Source organism: Rhodothermales bacterium, from assembly GCA_040221055.1.
Classification (GTDB): Bacteria; Bacteroidota; Rhodothermia; order Rhodothermales; family UBA10348; genus 1-14-0-65-60-17.
On the sequence record JAVJVN010000013.1, the window covers coordinates 56501 to 74225 of the forward strand.

At 62.1% G+C, this 17725-nt stretch carries 12 protein-coding genes; 8 read left to right on the forward strand and 4 right to left on the reverse strand.

From position 1 onward, the window contains the following. Positions 1-58: 58 nt before the first annotated feature. Positions 59-826 carry a 1-acyl-sn-glycerol-3-phosphate acyltransferase gene (locus tag RIE53_07315; GenBank protein MEQ9104492.1) on the reverse strand — a complete coding sequence of 256 codons (768 nt, stop codon included), beginning with the start codon at positions 824-826 and terminating at the stop codon, positions 59-61. A gap of 52 nt (positions 827-878) precedes the next feature. Here RIE53_07315 and RIE53_07320 point away from each other — a divergent pair, with 52 nt between their 5' ends. Continuing rightward, entirely contained in the window at positions 879-1556 is a 678-nt protein-coding gene (locus tag RIE53_07320) for a hypothetical protein (GenBank protein MEQ9104493.1), read from the forward strand. Here the strand turns inward: RIE53_07320 and RIE53_07325 are convergent. After that, complete coding sequence (locus RIE53_07325; protein MEQ9104494.1) at positions 1540-3009, reverse strand: hypothetical protein; 1470 nt, start codon at positions 3007-3009, stop codon at positions 1540-1542. The two genes, RIE53_07320 and RIE53_07325, sit on opposite strands and share 17 nt — an antisense overlap. A 174-nt stretch (positions 3010-3183) precedes the next feature. Between RIE53_07325 and RIE53_07330 the strand changes: the two genes are divergently transcribed. From RIE53_07330 to RIE53_07350, 5 genes are read left to right on the forward strand one after another with little or no spacing between them, the layout of a single operon-like run. Next, positions 3184-3465, forward strand: a complete 282-nt coding sequence (locus tag RIE53_07330; protein ID MEQ9104495.1) for a DNA-directed RNA polymerase subunit omega — start codon at positions 3184-3186, stop codon at positions 3463-3465. A 12-nt stretch (positions 3466-3477) separates the two neighbouring features. Next, positions 3478-4437: a hypothetical protein gene (locus RIE53_07335; GenBank protein ID MEQ9104496.1), complete on the forward strand. Its 960-nt coding sequence runs from the start codon at positions 3478-3480 to the stop codon at positions 4435-4437. Beyond that, positions 4434-7334: an excinuclease ABC subunit UvrA gene (gene uvrA / locus RIE53_07340; GenBank protein ID MEQ9104497.1), complete on the forward strand. Its 2901-nt coding sequence runs from the start codon at positions 4434-4436 to the stop codon at positions 7332-7334. The genes RIE53_07335 and uvrA overlap by 4 nt, the downstream gene beginning before the upstream one ends. After that, positions 7331-7705 carry a hypothetical protein gene (locus RIE53_07345; protein ID MEQ9104498.1) on the forward strand — a complete coding sequence of 125 codons (375 nt, stop codon included), beginning with the start codon at positions 7331-7333 and terminating at the stop codon, positions 7703-7705. Before uvrA ends, RIE53_07345 begins: the two co-directional genes overlap by 4 nt. Positions 7706-7733: 28 nt before the next feature. Continuing rightward, the gene (locus RIE53_07350) at positions 7734-9128 is read left to right on the forward strand and encodes a M24 family metallopeptidase (GenBank protein MEQ9104499.1); all 1395 of its coding nucleotides are present in this window, start codon (positions 7734-7736) and stop codon (positions 9126-9128) included. On the opposite strand, the gene RIE53_07355 is transcribed toward RIE53_07350, so the two are convergent. Both RIE53_07355 and RIE53_07360 read right to left on the reverse strand, forming a co-directional pair. Continuing rightward, positions 9115-9852, reverse strand: coding sequence for a hypothetical protein (locus tag RIE53_07355; protein MEQ9104500.1), 738 nt, complete (start codon positions 9850-9852; stop codon positions 9115-9117). The genes RIE53_07350 and RIE53_07355 overlap by 14 nt on opposite strands. Before the next feature lie 41 nt (positions 9853-9893). Then, the gene (locus tag RIE53_07360) at positions 9894-10895 is read right to left on the reverse strand and encodes an MBL fold metallo-hydrolase (protein ID MEQ9104501.1); all 1002 of its coding nucleotides are present in this window, start codon (positions 10893-10895) and stop codon (positions 9894-9896) included. Between the two features lie 39 nt (positions 10896-10934). Between RIE53_07360 and RIE53_07365 the strand changes: the two genes are divergently transcribed. Beyond that, positions 10935-12362, forward strand: coding sequence for a serine hydrolase (locus RIE53_07365; GenBank protein MEQ9104502.1), 1428 nt, complete (start codon positions 10935-10937; stop codon positions 12360-12362). A gap of 78 nt (positions 12363-12440) precedes the next feature. After that, a complete protein-coding gene (locus tag RIE53_07370; protein MEQ9104503.1) occupies positions 12441-17696 on the forward strand; it encodes an RHS repeat-associated core domain-containing protein in 5256 nt (1751 codons plus the stop codon). The last annotated feature ends 29 nt before the right edge of the window (positions 17697-17725 follow it).

Below are 17725 nucleotides of genomic sequence, written 5' to 3' on the forward strand. Positions count from 1 at the left end.
CATGACGCAGGTCAATGAGATTGTCGACGGACGGCCTGCAGGCGTCGACCATCGACGGTCAGGATCCCGGATCAGCCGCCGCATCCGCATCCACATCCGAAACCGGTACGCCGCGCCACTCGGCAATTTTGTGCACGATCATGTCGCGTACATGGCGGGTCAAGTCCGTACCGTCATCGAAACGGGTGACGTCAACCGGCGGGAAGACGTGCAGGCGGATGGTGCAGGGTGGGCCGAATTTCCATCCACTGCGGGGAAGGGCATCGAACGTGCCGTCCAGGGCCAGCGGCAAGACCGGTACGCCGAGCTTCATGGCCAATTTGAACGCGCCGTCGTTGAACGCATGGACGCGGCCGTCCGGTGATCGTGTGCCCTCGGGCATGATCATGACGGACATGTTGCCGTCCAGCCGTTTCTTCGTCTCGATCATGACCTCCGCACGGCTGCGGCGGTCGTCCCGTTGCACCGGAATGTCACGCGAAATGCGCATCATCCATCCCAGGATGGGCAATTTGAAGGTCTCGGCCTTGCCGACCCACTTCATGTCCCAGGGGAGCCGGCTGACCACGGGGATGTCGGTGAACGACTGGTGATTGCACACGACCACGTACGGGTTGCGGATGTTCGCGGGGAAGTCGCCCGTGATGTGCACGTCCCAGATGGGGTTCACACCGGCCATCCACGCGCCCAGCCGTCGGAATTGCCGGCCGGTCGCGTACTTCCACTCGTCCCGGTCGAACAGATGGGTCACGAACATGACCGGCACCCAGATGAGGGTGAGCAGGGAAATCGAAAGCCAGGCCCAGATGGATCGGAGTACAACCAAGATGACACACGCGCGTTGATGGAGGGATCAAGATACCTGCCCCCGTTCTCCAGTGCATATCCTGAAGTACTTCCACGAAGAGCCTGCCGGGCTTGAAATCCTGACCCGGGAGACCAGTCCGCACGCGCGCCGTCCGGATGGTCCGGCCCTGTCCCTGGAGGATTTCCTGCGTGCCCGCCCGTATTTCCGGGGATATCTGTCGGCGACAGACCTGGAGACCGGTCGGACGGGGGCGTCCACGTTGCCGGAGACGATTACGGGTGTGCTGAATGCGGTGCTGCCGACGCCCCGGATCCATTTCACGGTCGATGCCCAGCTCTGGACATCCTTCCGTGACGCTACGCGACCGGAGGATCTGATGGATGCGCTCACCGACCGGAATCCGCGTTCGCTCATCGTGTGCGGGTTGCCGACGTTCTCCGAGACCCGGCCGTTCATTGAGATCATCCTCAAGGAGGACCGGAGGACGGCGCTGCGGCCCATTACGGAGGTCCTGGACCAGGGGGGTACGGTCCTGCTTCCGGAACCCGCCCACGATGGGCACGACTGGGCCGTGTTTTCGGCGGTACCCCTGGCCGATGCGTTTGCGGGGGCGGTACGTGACCGCTTGCACGAGGAACTGACGGCCTACGTCATTCCCATGGCACGGGCCCGTAGCGAACACGCGTTCTGGTTCGAACGCTACGACCTGGACAAGTACGCCGAATACCGGATCAACGGATCGGGTTGACCTCCACACGGTAGCCGGAACGGGTCTCGGTCAGTTCGGCATTCTCTGCCCGCAACTGCGCCGGGGCACCGCCACCGCTCAATACCAGTTCCAGGTTGCCGTTCTCTCCTGCGATGGTGATCGTGATGGTACTCACGGATGGGGTGACCGGGTTGTCCGGGTCAATCGCTTCGGGGTCCTCGATCACATGGAACGTGAACTGGGTAATGCCCGGCCCGCGGACGACGTGCTCGTAATCCATGCCGCCGCTGAAGGCCGTTTCTGACAGCGTGACCTCGGTATTTCCGACGGTCTTGATGGCCGTGCCTTCTGCCTTGACGACAATGGACGTGCCGGCCACCAGGGGATTCCCGTTGTAGTCGGTGACGCGCAGGGAATAGGCCTGGTTCAGGATCGCGTTGCCGGGGGAGACCTCCACGAGCGGTGTTCCGGAGAACACGACCGGTGTGGTGGCAAAGACCTCGGACTGGTTTTCATCCACGGTCGTGGCCGTAACATGGACAATTCCGTCTGAAGGCAGTGGGTTGGCGGACGTCAACTCCACGGAGCCACGCCCTGACTCATCGGTCTGTACCGAGCCGCCGATGACGCCATGGCTGGTATTGAAATAGACCGACGTGCCGGGGCGAACCGGGTTGCTGTACTGGTCCCCGACAATCACGGAAATATTGTTCGTCAACCCGAGGATATTCAAACCCGGGAAATTGCGGCGCACCGGTCCGAGCGAAAAATGGGTCTGGGCCGGATGTCCGCCATGGATCGTCAGCGCAACCGGCTGGGAACGGACCGTGCGGCCGGCAACGTCGGTTTCGGCAATGACCTGGACCACGCCGGCGCGCGTCCCGGAGGACACGTGGACCTGGACCTGGCCGTTGTTGTCGGTGGTGGCCTCCATCGGGGCGATTTCCTCACCGCCGCCGGGACGCGCGCCGAACCGGAACTGGACCCGGGCGCTCTTGGTCAGGATGACCGGGCGTCCGACCGAATCGGCAAGCTGGAAGGTGAGCGTGGCGACTTCCTGCGATCCGCTTTCGCGGACGCCGATGGCTGCAATGGACTGTCCGATGAGCAGCATGTTTGCGGCTCGTCCGGACTCCTTGGGTGCATCGGCTGCGGGAGCAATGGAGATGGTCGGTACCTGGATGATGCGTCCGGCCAGCGCCAGGACCGTCGTATTGGCCGATGAGAACCCGTCGAGGGAGGCCTGGACCGTCAAGTCCATGGTGCTGTCTATTTCAACGTCCACGCTGTATTCGCCCGACGCATCGGCCTCGAACAGGAGGTCCATGGGCAGGATGCGGACGAAGGCACCGGGGACCGGTGCTGCCGTATCGGAATTCAACACGACTCCCGAGAGCGTGACCACACCGCTGGTGTCGTCATCGTTCGAGAGCGCGTCGCATCCCGTGGAAAAGACAAGGATCGGGAACAGCAGCAGAAGAAGACGGCGCATGGTAAACGTTTGGACGTGGCTGGATACGAGGTGTATCGACCACGCGAAACCGTGCTTAAACGCGCGGCGTACTGTCAAGAAACCGTTAACCACGAAACCCCGGGAGCCTGTTCGTAGATTAAGCAGGTCCCCATATCCACTACACGACGACTGATGGCTATCAAAAGTATCGACATGAACGCCGTTGCGGCGGCAACCGGCAACGTTTACGAGTCCCTTGCCGTGCTGTCCAAGCGAGCCCGTCAGGTGTCCACGCAGAGCAAGGCCGAGTTGGATGAGAAGCTGGCCTACTTCGAGGGTTTCGAACAGGAACTCGAAGATCCGCGTTTCCAGGAGGAGCAGGCGAAGGTTTCGCTCGAATATGAAGTGAAGCCCGAGCCGACCGAGGTCGCCATTGACCAGCTGCTCGGCGGGGACGTCTACTTCCGCGATTCCGGCGCCGAACTTCCCGCTTGACGCGCGCTCATCATGCGCGCGACGCTGGGCACCCCGCTTTCCCCCTGGAGCCGCCGGCTATGGACGACGGCACAGATCGTGGCCTTTGGTGTAACGCTGGCCGTGGTGGCCGGGCTGTTCCTGGCGCCTGATTTGACGCTGCGGCTGGCCTGGTACGGGATCGTGCCGGTGCTGCCGGCGTCGTTCCTGTTGAACGCCGGATTGTGGCGTGGCGTGTGTCCGATTGCTTCGGCCAACACCTTCCGTTCCAATGACCGGGGCCGCCCCATGTCCACGCAGGCCATGAAGATCCTCTGGACGGTAGGCATAGGCCTTCTGCTGGTGCTCATTCCGCTGCGTCATGTCCTCTTGAACGGGAACGGACCGGCACTTGGTGTGCTGCTGCTGCTCATTGTCGGGGCTGCGTTCGCTTCGGGTTGGTTTGTGCGGGCCAAGGGCGGGTTCTGCAATTCGGTCTGTCCCGTCCTGCCGGTCGAGAAACTCTACGGTCAGCATCCCCTCATCCACGTACGGAATCCCCGCTGCGTACCCTGTACACTCTGTTCCACCAAGGGCTGCATGGATATCGATACGCTCAAGGCGGTACACACGGCGTCCCGCGGAGGCAGCGATTCCGGTGGACGGTCGTGGCTCAGGACACCCATGGGGCTGTTTGCAACCGTCCTTCCGGGGATCATTCTGGGCTATTTCCTGGTGGATGACGTTCCGTCCAGCTCTGCGCTCGAAATCTACGGCACGGTTCTCGGCATGGGCGCCGCGAGCCTGGTTGCCTTTGCCGCGCCCATCGGGCTCGCCGACCTCCCGCCCCGGCGGGTATCGCCGTTGCTCGCCGCGCTGAGCGCCGGCCTGTATTACTGGTTCGCGGCACCCGGCAGCGTGGCTGCTTTCGGGGGACCGGTGGAACTGGGACTCCTGCTGCGGGGCGCATTCCTGACGCTCGTCGTCGTGTGGCTGGTCCGGGCGCTCCCATGAATGAACGCATTGTCGTCCGGGGTGCCCGCGAGCACAATCTGAAGAATGTTGATCTGGATATCCCGCGGAACCAACTGGTGGTGATTACCGGGTTGTCGGGTTCAGGCAAATCGTCGCTGGCCTTCGATACCATCTATGCCGAGGGTCAGCGTCGCTACATGGAAAGCCTGTCGGCCTACGCCCGGCAGTTCCTGGGCATGATGGAGCGCCCGGACGTGGATTTCATTGACGGCCTGTCGCCGGTCATTGCCATCGAGCAGAAAACCGTGAGCCGGAATCCCCGGTCCACGGTCGGGACCGTAACCGAGATCTACGATTTCCTGCGCCTGCTGTATGCCCGCGCCGCCACCGCTTATTCATACGTAAGCGGCGGTGAAATGCGGAAGCAGTCGGACGACGAAATCATTGACGGCATCCTGTCCCTGCCCGAGGAGTCCCGCGTGTTGCTGATGGCGCCGCTCGTGAAGGGGCGGAAGGGGCACTACCGCGAACTTCTCGAACAGATTGCCAAGCAAGGATTCCAGCGGGTCCGCATTGACGGCGAACTCGTCGAAGTCGAAAAGGACCTGAAAGTGGATCGGTACAAGACCCACGATATCGAGGTGGTGGTGGACCGACTCGTCATCCGCGAGGGCATCCGGAGTCGTGTAAGCCAATCGGTGGAGACTGCGCTCGGCATGGGCAACGGTACACTCATCGTGCGCCTGCTGGATGAAGACCGGGACCGGCTGTTCAGTCGGCATCTCTTCAGTCCGGAGGACGGCATATCCTACGACGACCCGTCCCCGAACACGTTCTCGTTCAACTCGCCCTATGGCGCGTGTCCGGACTGCAACGGTCTGGGTTCCAAGCGGGAAATCGACCCCGAACTGGTCATTCCGGATCCGGGAAAGACCATCAACGAAGGGGGTATCGCGGTCCTCGGGGAGCCCCGGGATATCTGGGTGTTCGCCCAGGTACGGGCCGTGGCCGAGGCCTATGGTTTCGGCTTCGACACGCCGCTTGGTGCACTGTCGGACGAAGCCCGCACCGTGCTTCTGGAGGGCGCCGGCGACGAGCAGTTCGACATTGTTTATTCCTACAAGGACCGCCAGGTCACGTACAAGCACCGGTTCTCCGGTGTCTACGGCCACGTCTGGCACACCTACGAGAACACCTCGTCCAACAAGTCGCGGAAGTGGGCCGAGGGGTACATGCGGATGATGGACTGCGCCACCTGCGGGGGCGGTCGTCTGAAGCGCGAAAGTCTGTCGTACCGGCTTGGGCCGCATTCGATTGCGGATCTGGTGCGTATGGACCTGGACGGGCTGCGCACGGCCCTCCGGGGGCTGGATCTCACGGAGCGGCAGCAGATCATTGGCGGTCCCATCATCAAGGAGATCTGCGAACGACTGGACTTCATGGTGAACGTGGGCGTGGGCTACCTGGAACTGGACCGGCCGGCCCGTTCGCTGTCCGGGGGAGAAAGCCAACGCATCCGTCTGGCGACCCAGATCGGGACGCAGTTGACGGGTGTGCTCTATGTCCTGGACGAACCGTCCATCGGGCTCCACGCGCGGGACAACGAGCGACTCATCGCATCCCTGAAACAGCTCCGGGACCTGGAGAACTCCGTGCTCGTCGTGGAGCATGACCGGGACATCATCGAGGCCGCGGACTTCGTGGTGGACCTGGGGCCGGGGGCCGGGGAGCTCGGCGGTCGCGTGGTCGAGGCCGGTGAAAGCCTCACAGGGGCCTATCTGAGCGGGAAACGGTCCATCCGGATTCCCAAGACCCGCCGCAAGGGTACCGGAAAGGCCATCACGCTCACCGGCGCCCGTGGGCACAACCTGAAGGGTGATCCCCTGTCCATTCCGCTCGGGACGCTCACGTGCGTTACCGGCGTATCGGGCAGCGGGAAGTCGTCGCTCATCAACCAGACCCTCTACCCCATCCTGGCCGCCCATTTCCACGGGGCCAAGACCGTTCCGCTCAAGTACGACAGCGTGGACGGCATGAAGCACGTGGACAAGGTCATCGACATCGACCAGAGTCCCATCGGCCGGACGCCGCGCTCGAATCCGGCCACCTACACGGGCCTGTTCGGGCACATCCGGGATCTGTTCACGCAGTTGCCTGAATCGCAGATCCGGGGATACAAGGCGGGTCGCTTCTCCTTCAACGTGAAAGGGGGACGATGCGAAACGTGCAAGGGCGCCGGCATCGTGAAGCTGGAAATGAACTTCCTGCCGGACGTGTATGTGGTGTGTGAGACGTGCGATGCGCGGCGCTACAACGCCGAAACGCTCGAAGTGAAGTACAAGGGCAAGTCCATTGCCGAAGTGCTGGCCCTCACCGTCGAGGATGCCCTGGCGTTCTTCGAGCACGTCCCGCGGATTGCCCGGAAGCTGCGCACGTTGCACTCGGTGGGACTGGGGTACATCCGGCTGGGTCAGCAGGCCACCACGCTGTCGGGCGGCGAGGCCCAGCGCGTCAAACTGGCCAAGGAGCTGTCCCGTCCGGGTACCGGGTCCACCCTCTACATCCTGGACGAGCCCACGACCGGCCTGCATTTCGAGGACATCCGGCACTTGCTGGTGGTGTTGCAGGCGCTGGTCACCAAAGGAAATACGGTTGTGGTCATTGAGCACAACATGGACGTCATCAAGGTCGCCGATCACGTCATCGACCTCGGGCCCGACGGGGGGCGCGGCGGCGGCCGGATCCTGTTCTCAGGGACGCCGGAGGACCTGGCCGGCATGGACACACCCACCGGAATCTGGCTCCGGGCCGAACTCGAGCGGTTCACGGACGACACGGACGAGGAGGACGAGGTCCTGGACCTGGACGCGCTCGCGTCGGATGACGACGATGACGACGAACCCGAAACCGATGCTGAAACGGAAGAGCCCGAATGAGCTTCATACCTGAATACAACAAGCCCGATGCGCCCGGAATAGCCATGAACTTCGACAACACCGTGTCGCTGTATCACATGGTGGAACCGGAAGACACGTTCGAGGACGCCGCCGGAGCGGTGTTCAGCCTTATCAAGACCGCCCAGGAGCAATACCCGGACTGGCCGCGCATCCTGTATGTGGACATCCTGGGCCACAAAGGTGAGCGCTCGGGGTTCGATGAGGACTTCTTTGAGTTCCAGCAGGAATTCTGGTTTTCGACCATGGCCCATTTCGTGACCGCGTTCGAGACGCCCTTGCTGGGCGGGCTCGTGAACCCCAATCCGCAGCAGAATGACCTGCCCGACCAGTTGGTCCTGAAGGGCCCCTGACCCGCTCACCAAAGCCACCCCACCCGCCATGAAAAACCTCCGTATGCACACCCGCCCCGGCACCGGGCTTTGCGCCCTCATCCTTGCCGGCCTCCTTGCGCTCAGTGGCCTGACTTCTCCGTCTGCCGCGCAGCACGATCCGGCCGGATCACGCACATTCCCCGGCGTGTTGCCCATGAAGGATCAGGCGGCCGCCATCGACCGCATGCTCGAAGAGCGCATGGAAACAGTCATTCCCATGATCATGCGCCGGGCTGGCGTGGACGTCTGGATCGTGGCCGCGCGCGAATACAACGAGGACCCGGTCATCCGGTCCATGCTGCCGGCAACGTGGATTGCGGCGCGGAGGCGGACCGTTCTGATGTTCCATGATGCGGGTCCCGACGCGCCCATACAGAGGCTGGCCGTGGCACGCTATGACATCGGCACCCTGTTCAAGGGCAGCTGGGACCCCGAGACACAGCCGGACCAGTGGGCCCGCGTGGCGGATCTTGTCCGGGAATGGAATCCCCGCGTTATCGGGGTGAACCGGTCGGAAACCTTCGGCCTGGCCGACGGGATCACCGCATCGGAATACGATGCGCTCCTGGCGGCCCTGGGCCCGGACCTGGCGCCTCGCGTTCGGGGCGCCGAAGAACTGGCCGTCGGATGGCTCGAAACCCGGACGCCGTCGGAAATGGCGGCGTATCCCACCATCATGCGCATGGCCCGGTCCATTCTTTCGGAAGGCCTGTCGGAAGTGGCCATTACACCGGGGGTCACGACTACCGAGGACGTGGAGTGGTGGTACCGGGATCGCATAAGGGAATTGGGACTCGTGACGTGGTTCCATCCGTCGGTGGACGTGCAGCGGGCGGGATCGAACGAACGGGACAACGATTTCTCCGCCCGGGAAGGGGTCGACGTCATCCTGCCCGGCGACCTGGTTCATGTGGACTTCGGCATCACCTACCTGCGCCTGAATACCGACACGCAGATGCTGGCGTACGTCCTTCGGCCGGGTGAAACCGCGCCGCCCGACGGTCTGGTGCGTGGGCTCGCCGTCGGCAATCGCCTGCAGGACATCCTGACGGACGAATTCGTCGCTGGCCGCAGCGGGAACGACATCCTGCGCCGGGCGCTCGACCAGGCCGCCCGGGAGGGCATAGAGGCCACCATCTATACGCATCCCATAGGCTTCCAGGGGCACGGCGCGGGCCCGACCATCGGCCTGTGGGACATGCAGGGCGGCGTACCGGGCAAAGGGGACTATCCCTTGTATCCGAACACGGCGCACTCCATTGAACTCAATGCGGCCGTCGCCATCCCCGAATGGGATGGCAAGACGGTCCGCATCATGTTGGAGGAAGACGCCTTCTTCGACGGGGAACACGTGTGGTACATCGATCCCCGTCAGACGGAACTGTTGCTTATTCCACGCTGAGTGACTCGACGTGTACGTTCAGGCCGTGATTCAGGCGCAGGCCGACAACGCCTTGCGTCGGAAGTGCCGCGTCGGTCGATACGTGTACATCCTGTCCGTTTACCTGGAAATGGGTCATGCCGTCCATGACCATTACGGTCAGGGTATTCTCGGCCGTTCCTTCGGTGGCGTCGGTGTAGGGTACGATGGCATCGTGGGCGGTCCAGTCCACCACGGTCTCCGTTTCCGATCCGCGGCGCACCTTGATTATGAACTCACCGGTCCGGCGGATGAGGAAATACAGGTATTCCTGGTCCGGTCCCTGCAGGTCGCTGCCGCCAAGAAACAGTCCGTATCCTTCACGGCGCTCGCCGGGATCGAACAGATGGATCTTGGTGGATGCCGTGTAGGCGCCGGTGGCCGTGAGTTCCGGGTGCCACAGGATGCCGCGCGGTCGGCGCATGGTGATGTGCCAGCCCGGCGTCATGTTCACGAAGTAGATGTCCTGGGCCTCGGCATCCTCGGCGTTGGCGCCGACCGTCGGCATGGAGTCGTCATCGGCGCGCACCAGCCATCCCGTCGGGACCGCCAGGTTCTCGCCCTGGGACAGGAACGAAGCGGCCGTGCTGTCGCCCGCGGTCATACCGGTGGCTTCGGATTCAGTCGGTTCGGTCTGCTCGGGTGATTCGCCGCCGCACGCGCCCAGGATGAGGGCCAGCAGCAGGATAGGGAGGACGTTTTTCATGGGTATTTGAGTACTGGTTCTGGGGTATGGAAAGTGGCCGGTCAGACGCCGGACAGCTCGTCAAAGATCATCTTGATGGTGCGTGCAACGCCATCCGGACGGTCGGGGTGGTAGAATTGTTCGAAGCCCGGCAATCGGTCGACGGCCAGGTCCTCGGCGGTCTTGCCGTCGCGGATCCCGGCCTGGACGTGGTCACGGACACCGCCCAGGAAATCGCGGAAGACCAAGAGGTCGTCGCGCGTACCCGTGATCCCGGCATCGGGGTTGCCGTGCCCGTAGATGAAGACGGTATCCCGGGTGTGGTCATCATGGACCCGTTGCAGCACATCCATCCAACCAGCGGAATCGGCACCGCCGGCCACATCCACGAAGCACGGCATCCGGTTGAACACGAGGTCGCCCATGTGCACGACATCGGCCCGCACGAAATGGATGACCGCATCGCCCCCGGTATGGGCCGGGCCGTACCAGGACAGCCGGAGTGTCTCATCGCCAAGATCCTCTTCCCAGACTTCGCCGAACGTCCGGTCGGGTATCATGGCGTCATCCATCGTGCCACGGCTGCGCATGAGATCAGGCACATTCCGGTGGGCCAACACCCGGTCCGCATGCGGACGGAGCGTGGCATTCCCCCCGGTGTGGTCACCATGGTGATGCGAATTGATGAGGAGGTCAATACGCCGGTCCGATCGTTCGGCAAGGCCCTGCACCAGCATTTCCGCGGTGTCGGGATACTGCGAATCCACCACCACGAGAGCATCCGGGCGGACCAGCCATCCGATGGTGCCCCCTCGCTGTTCAAACGTGCCCACGCCGCGGCGAATGGGGGTGAAATTGCGTCGCGTGCTCATTCCGGCCGCCCGGTGGAACGGTGACAGGACGCCACCCGCCACGAACGCCCCGGCCGAGGCCAGCGCGGATGTTTTCAGGAAAACGCGGCGTGATTGCATGGACAACTCCGGGTTCATGGAAAGGGACAAACAGGCGCGAACAGGCTCGAAGAACGGGACGACAATCCCATAATACGCCCTTATGGTGCGCATGTGCCGGAACCGGGAGCCGTTTCGTTGTTATGGCACGGTATGATGAGAAACACAATCCCTTTCCAGACGGCCGTACTGGTGGTCGCGTTCCTGTTCGGCCCACCGGCGGCGGCCCAGGCCCCCGGGGCCATTGCAGATCAATTGAACGAACTGGCCGACCGGGCCCGGATACCAGGTATGTCGTTGGCCTACATGGAGAACGGCGAGGTCGCCTGGACCCATGTCGTGGGGGTCCGAAGCGCCGTTACCGCTCCGAAGGTGACGCCGGAAACCGTGTTTGAGGCCGCATCGCTCAGCAAGCCCGTCGTCGCATGGGTCGTGCACAGGCTGGCGGCGGACGGCGCGTTCGACCTGGACCGCCCCCTGGCCGAGTATCTGGCCTATGATAGGTCCGGCACCGACCCCCGGTTGTTCGACATCACGGCCCGAACGGTCCTTCGGCACGCATCCGGATTTCCGAACTGGCGGCCAGCCGGCGGAGATCTGGCCATCCTGACCGACCCCGGGCTGCAGTTCAGCTATTCCGGAGAAGGATTCGTGTTTCTGCAGCAGGCTGTGGAAAAAGCCACCTCGTCCAATCTGCACGCCCTCGCGCAGCAGCTGGTCTTCCGGCCGCTGGGCATGACATCCAGCAGCTTCGTATGGCGCGACACGTACACGCCGGTGCTTGCCGTCGGGCACGATCGGGAAGGCGTCGCCCTCAACAAGTTCACCCCGGAGGTCGCCAACGCTGCCTTCAGTCTGCATACGACAGCGGCGGATTACGCCCGGTTCATGATTGCCCTGGCCACTGGAGAAGGGTTGCCCGAGGATGCAGTCACCGCGCTTACCCAGCCCTCCATTTCAGCAGAAGACGGCATTTACTGGAGTGAAGGGGTGGGGCTGGAACCCACGCCGGCCGGACAGGCGCTCTGGCACTGGGGAGACAATGCCGGTTACAAGGCCTTTGCCTGGGTGGCACCGGGCGCCACGTCGGGCTTCGTCCTCTTCACAAACAGTGACAACGGCATGCTCATCCTGGAAGAGGTCTACGATCTCCTGATCGACGGGCCGGGTACGGCTGTGGCCTGGCTCAACTACGAATCGGTGGACGATCCCGTGTATATCCTGGGTCGGAACCTTATGGATGTTCTCGCTGCCGACGGACTGGAAGCCGCCCTCTCGCGCTACCACGATGCGCGCGGCCAGATGCCTCCGGGCGCGTATGTGGAAGATGCCCTCAACACATTGGGGTACAATCTGTTGCGGAGTGGACGAGTAGACGAGGCCATTGCCTTCTTCGAGCTCAATACGACCGAGTATCCCGACAGCTACAATGTGTTCGATTCGCTGGGGGAAGCCTACTACGTCAAGGGTGACTTCGAGACGGCGCTCACCCACTACCGGAAGAGCGTCCTCATGAATCCGTCGAACGAGGGCGGAAAGGTCATGATTTCAACGATCCAGGAGCGGCTGGCCGGGAATTGATCCGGACGACGGGAATGTGCATGTTTGGTGAAGACCAGCTATACTCCGGGTGCTGGTTTCATTACTCGTGCCCACGTCATGATGCACTCGCACACCACGCGTCCGACCTTCAGGATCCGCCTCCTTCTGCTCATCGGACTTCTGCTCTGCGTGTCATCCACCCGGACAGCCAGCGGGACGGACGCCGCGATCTCACTTGAGGCTGCACCGCTCACGTACTTCACGGGTGTGGAGTTCGTAATCGTCGTCACCATCGACAATACGTCGACTTTTGGTGGCGGCCCTCTCAATACGACCAACATGCGTACGTTGCTGACCATCCCGAATGGGGTCAGCTATCTCCGCGTATCGGGTGACGAACAGGTATCGTGCGTTCAAACGGGAACAACAATTGACTGCAACTACGCGAGTTTCTCCGCAGGTGCGGTCCGCATGTTCAATGTGCATCTTCAAGGAGATGCCGTGGGCACCTATGAGTTTCCCGCGACGCTGTCGCATGATCAATTCGACCCCAACTCGGGCAATAATACGTCGCAAGTGGTGATTCAGATAACGGAGGCCCCAGAGCCCGGCCTGTCGCTCGTGAAATCCGTAAGTGACAGTGAAATCACGCAAGACAACATGACAACGTTTACGCTCACGGTGTCGAACCCGGGAACGAGTGCCATAAGCGATGTTCAGGTACAGGATGGTCTGCCCGCGGGTCTTGATTTCGTGGAGTTCCTGTTCGGCGCAACGAATGACTGCGTACACAGTCTCGGAGTGGTGACCTGCACGACGCCGACGATCGGTCCCGGCGAATCGTTCATCTGGGAGTTTCGCGTACGTGCGACCGGCGCCGGTGAAATCACGAATACGGCACAGGCCACCAGCGCTGAAATTCCGGGTCCCGTAACCGACTCCGCAGTCGTGACCGTGAAGACCGTCGCAGACGTCTCGGTCAGCAAGGTCATGGCCGCGCCCACCATTCTAGAAAATGGTGCCCAGATCTTCACCATCACCGTCACGAATAACGGTCCGCAGGAAGCAAGGAACGTAGTGGCAACCGACGAGCTTCCAGTCGACCCCGCCAACGGGTTTCCGATATTCAATGATGCCGTACTTACGGGCGACTGCAGTGGCCAGCAACTCGTCAGGTGCAACGCGGGGACATTGGCACCCGGGCAGACCAAGACATTCGTGATTGGCGCTTCGGTCAATGGTTCGGAGCTTTTCGGAGACGACCCGTTGTTGCGAGCGCAGGCCGTTGAATACACGAACACGGCGACGGTGACATCGGATACCGAGGACCCGGCCATGACCAACAACGAATCGAGTGTCACGGGTGCGGTCATCAAGTTACCGGGATCCGGTGCCAATACGCCCGGCAGCGAATCGGTATCGGATCCGGTGAACACGTTCAATGGCGAACTTCACGATCGCTTCGAGCCCGATCTGCACTTGAACGGGCCCACGCCACTCAGCTTTGTTCGATACTATGGTGCGTTCATGGATGCGACGGGACTTGTCGAAAGCGGACTTGGGCCCAACTGGAGCCACTCGTGGGCGTGGCGTCTGGTCGCCGGCCCGGATGTAGGGGATGATTTTGTGCAAGTCGTCAGCCCCGAGGGACGCCTCTTCGCCTTCCGCGATACAAGCGCGACGGGCACCGGCATCCTTACCCAGGTCACCGCCCTCGACGCCCCCATGCAGCTCCGTGTCGAGGGCAGCAGCTATCTTTTTGCCGATCCCCGCTCGGGCGTCGTGCGCACGTTCGACGCCGAGGGCCGTTTCACACGACTCAGAACCCGGAGCGGGCACGTTGTGTCGCTCTCCTGGTCGGGCCAGGAACTCCAGGCGATTGACGATGGGGCGGGCCGCGTGCTTGAATTCAATTGGGCGGCAGGACGGATGGCCTCCGTCTCTGGAGGCACCCGGACGGTCAGCTTCACCTACGATGGCAACGGGTGGCTTTCCGGGGTAGTGCACGCCGACGGAACGATGTCCACCATGGAGTACGCCGCCGGTAGAAGCGCGCCCTTGATGACGGCCCTTGTCGGGCCCGATGGTCACGCCCGCTTCATGCAGGAGTTTGATGAGCGCGGCCGCGTCACGCGACAGACCGACGCCCTGGGTGGCGTGACATCGCTCAGCTATACCAGCGAGAACGTCACGACCGTCACAAACCCGGCTGGTGAGGTTGAGATCTACACGTACAACGAAAACGGCTCCCTCGGCAGTGTCCAGGATGCCTTCGGGACCGTCGAATTCGGCTATGACGCAACCGGGCGCCGCACGAGCGTCACCGATCGCCTCGGCAGTGAGACCCGCATTGAGTACCATACCGAAAGTGGACTGCCGACACGGTTTATAAACGCCGACGGCACCGCGGCGACCGCAGCATATACACCCCGGATGGACGAGGACGATTTCATGGTATACGACCTGTCGTCCCGCACAGCACCCGGAGGGACGCAGGTCGATTATGTTGTGGACAGCAACGGCAATCGCGTCTCCAAAACCAGCCCGACGGGCCAGACGCGTACCTTCTCGCACAATGCGTTCGGTCAGGTGACAAGCATGTCTGTGCCCGGGAAGGGAACCACCACCTTTACCTATGACAGCAGCGGCCTGCTTACGACAACTGTTGGCCCTGACGGGAAGGCAACGACGTACACGTGGGACAATGACGGCCGTCTGACGGGCTTTTCAAACGCCGCAGGGGAAACCCGTTCCTATGCGTACGATGAAATGGACCGCCTCATCAGGACCACTTTTGAAGACGGTACGTCGCGTTCCTATACCTGGGACGCCGTCGGACGGCTTACATCCATCACCAATGAGGCCGGGCGTACGAGTACGCTTACCTACGATGACCAGGATCAGTTGACGAGTCAGACCGACTATGCGGGAAACACGGTCGTCTTCACCTATGACGTCGTCGGACGCATGACGTCGCGCACCGACCGAACGGACCGTACTACGACGTGGACGTACGATGCTCAGGGCAACATCCTCTCGGAAACGACACCCGGCGGTGATGTGACCATGTATTCCTGGAATGCAGAGGGGATTTTGACAGGGATGAACGATCCGGAGGGAGGCAGCGTCAGCGTGACGACCGATGCCATGGGCCGTATTACCGGGATTCAGAATTCGGACGGTGCGGAGACGTCCATGATGCTCAACGCGCGTGGGCTGGCCACGCAGATTACGGGTCCGGACGGCACGTCGGCACAGCTTACGCACGATGCCGCGGGACGTACAGTGTCGTACTCCCACCCTGGAGGCAGCGCGTCATACAGCCACAATGCCACCGGTGAGCCTGTATCGGTGACGACGCCACTGGGCGATGCCTATTCGTTCACTACGGATGCGCGCGGCCGCGTTACGTCCTTCACGAACCCGCTCGGGCAGACGCGTTCCTTTGCATTCGATGATGCGGGTCGTGCCACGGAAGCGACCATGCCGGATGGTACCCGGATTGCATATGGATACGATGCGCGGGGTCGACTGGTCAGTCTGGCGTCCGGAAATGCACAGCATACCTATACCTACGACGTGACCGGGCGACTCCTCACCACGGAGGGATTGACGCTTGCTCGGGATGCCAATGGTCGTATTACGGCATCGAATAGCCTTGCCGTCGAGCGCGATGCAGAAGGTCGTATTCTTCGGCTGACATTGCCGGCAGGCGACGTTGAATACGGCTACAATGCGAATGGTCGCGTTGCGAATGTCACCGACTGGGCCGGTCGGGTTACCACGTTTGAGTATGATGCCACCGGCAGGATGACCCGTATTTCCAGGCCCAACGGAGTCCGCACTGGGCATGTGTATTCCAATGGTGGTCACCTCACGGAGCTTTGGCATACCCGGGAATCCAACGAGGTCGTAGCTGGCGTAGAGGTAACCCGGAGCGCTGCCGGACTGCCCCTGGAAGCGGAATATCAAGCCATGTTGGCACCCGAACTCACGCCGGGCTCTGTATCCCGGACGCACAACGCAGCGTTCCAGATAGAGGACTTCACGTTCGACGCCCAGGGCCGTCGCACGGCCGACGATTTGCGTTCATACGACTGGGACGGACTCTCGCGCCTCGCTCGGGCAGGGGACATTCTCATGGATCATGACGGGATGGGCATGGTCACTACCGTTGGCGCGGCTGGAGCGTCGGGGGATGCAGCCTGGCAGTGGAACTACGCCACAGCCGTTCCGACAGCCACTGTGCAATCGAAGGATGCCCAACACGTTGCTTTTTACGTCTACACGCCTGCCGGGGAGTTGCTTTACCGCGTGGATGCTGCAACGGGTGCCGCCAACTTCTATCTCTACGACGAACAAGGAAATACCCGGCTGGTGACGAACGACGACGGGGATATGGTTGCCGCTTGGGCCTACGGGCCGTTTGGTGAGCCTCTGGGCACATGGGGTCAAACAGAGGGGCACCCCTTTACCTGGCGTGGACAGGAGGGCGTGATGGATCTCGGAGACGGGCTCTATTACATGCGCCAACGTGTCTATGACAGTGAATCGGCGCAGTTTCTATCGCCGGATCCCGTGCTGACATTCGATCCCTTGCACCTTAATCCCTATCAGTACGCCGCGCTGAACCCGACGGCATTCACCGATCCGCTCGGGCAACGTGAAAAGGCGCTTCAGCAACTCGTCGGCGTTCTCGGCATCCTGGTGACGGACCTGGAGACGTTGGCCGACGAGGCGGCAGGTGGCATCAAGACGCCTGGGCTTTCCAAGATCAACGAGAAACTGGGCTCGCTCACCTTCGGCAGCTTCACGGGCAGCAAGATTGGCGGGGCCGCCCTCAAAGGTGGCTCGCTCGCCCCCAACGCGAGCGGCCTGATTTCAGCTGGGCTTGAAACGTACCAGTCGGGTAACGTGGCTCGCGGGCTTGGTGTCGGTGCCGTCGATATCGCATTGACCGCCAATCCGTACGTCGCTGCCATTGTGATTGCATCGGATTTGACGGATGCCGGGTTATCCCTTGCCGGAATTCCACCGCCCGAACTCGGGAATATCTTCCGCAATGCCGGTCGCGCCGCGGGAGGCCTCGTAACGGACGTCGTGCTCTCACCCATCAGTTCAGATCATGATTTCGGCGACAGCCTCGCAGGTGTTGCCGACTCGTTCGATGACCAGGGGGGCGTCACGGGCGTGATTTTCGACACAGGCGCCCAGATCATGATCTTCTTCGGCAACGAGGATCTGGGCGACTACTACGAAGCCAAGGACGCGGCCGCCGAGCTCGACATCGAGGTCAAAGCCCAGATCGACGCGCAACAACGCAGCATGCGTCGTACGGTCCAGAAGTGGCTTCCCGGGTACAAAGGACTATAAGAGGACACGAATCATGAACACGACACCGA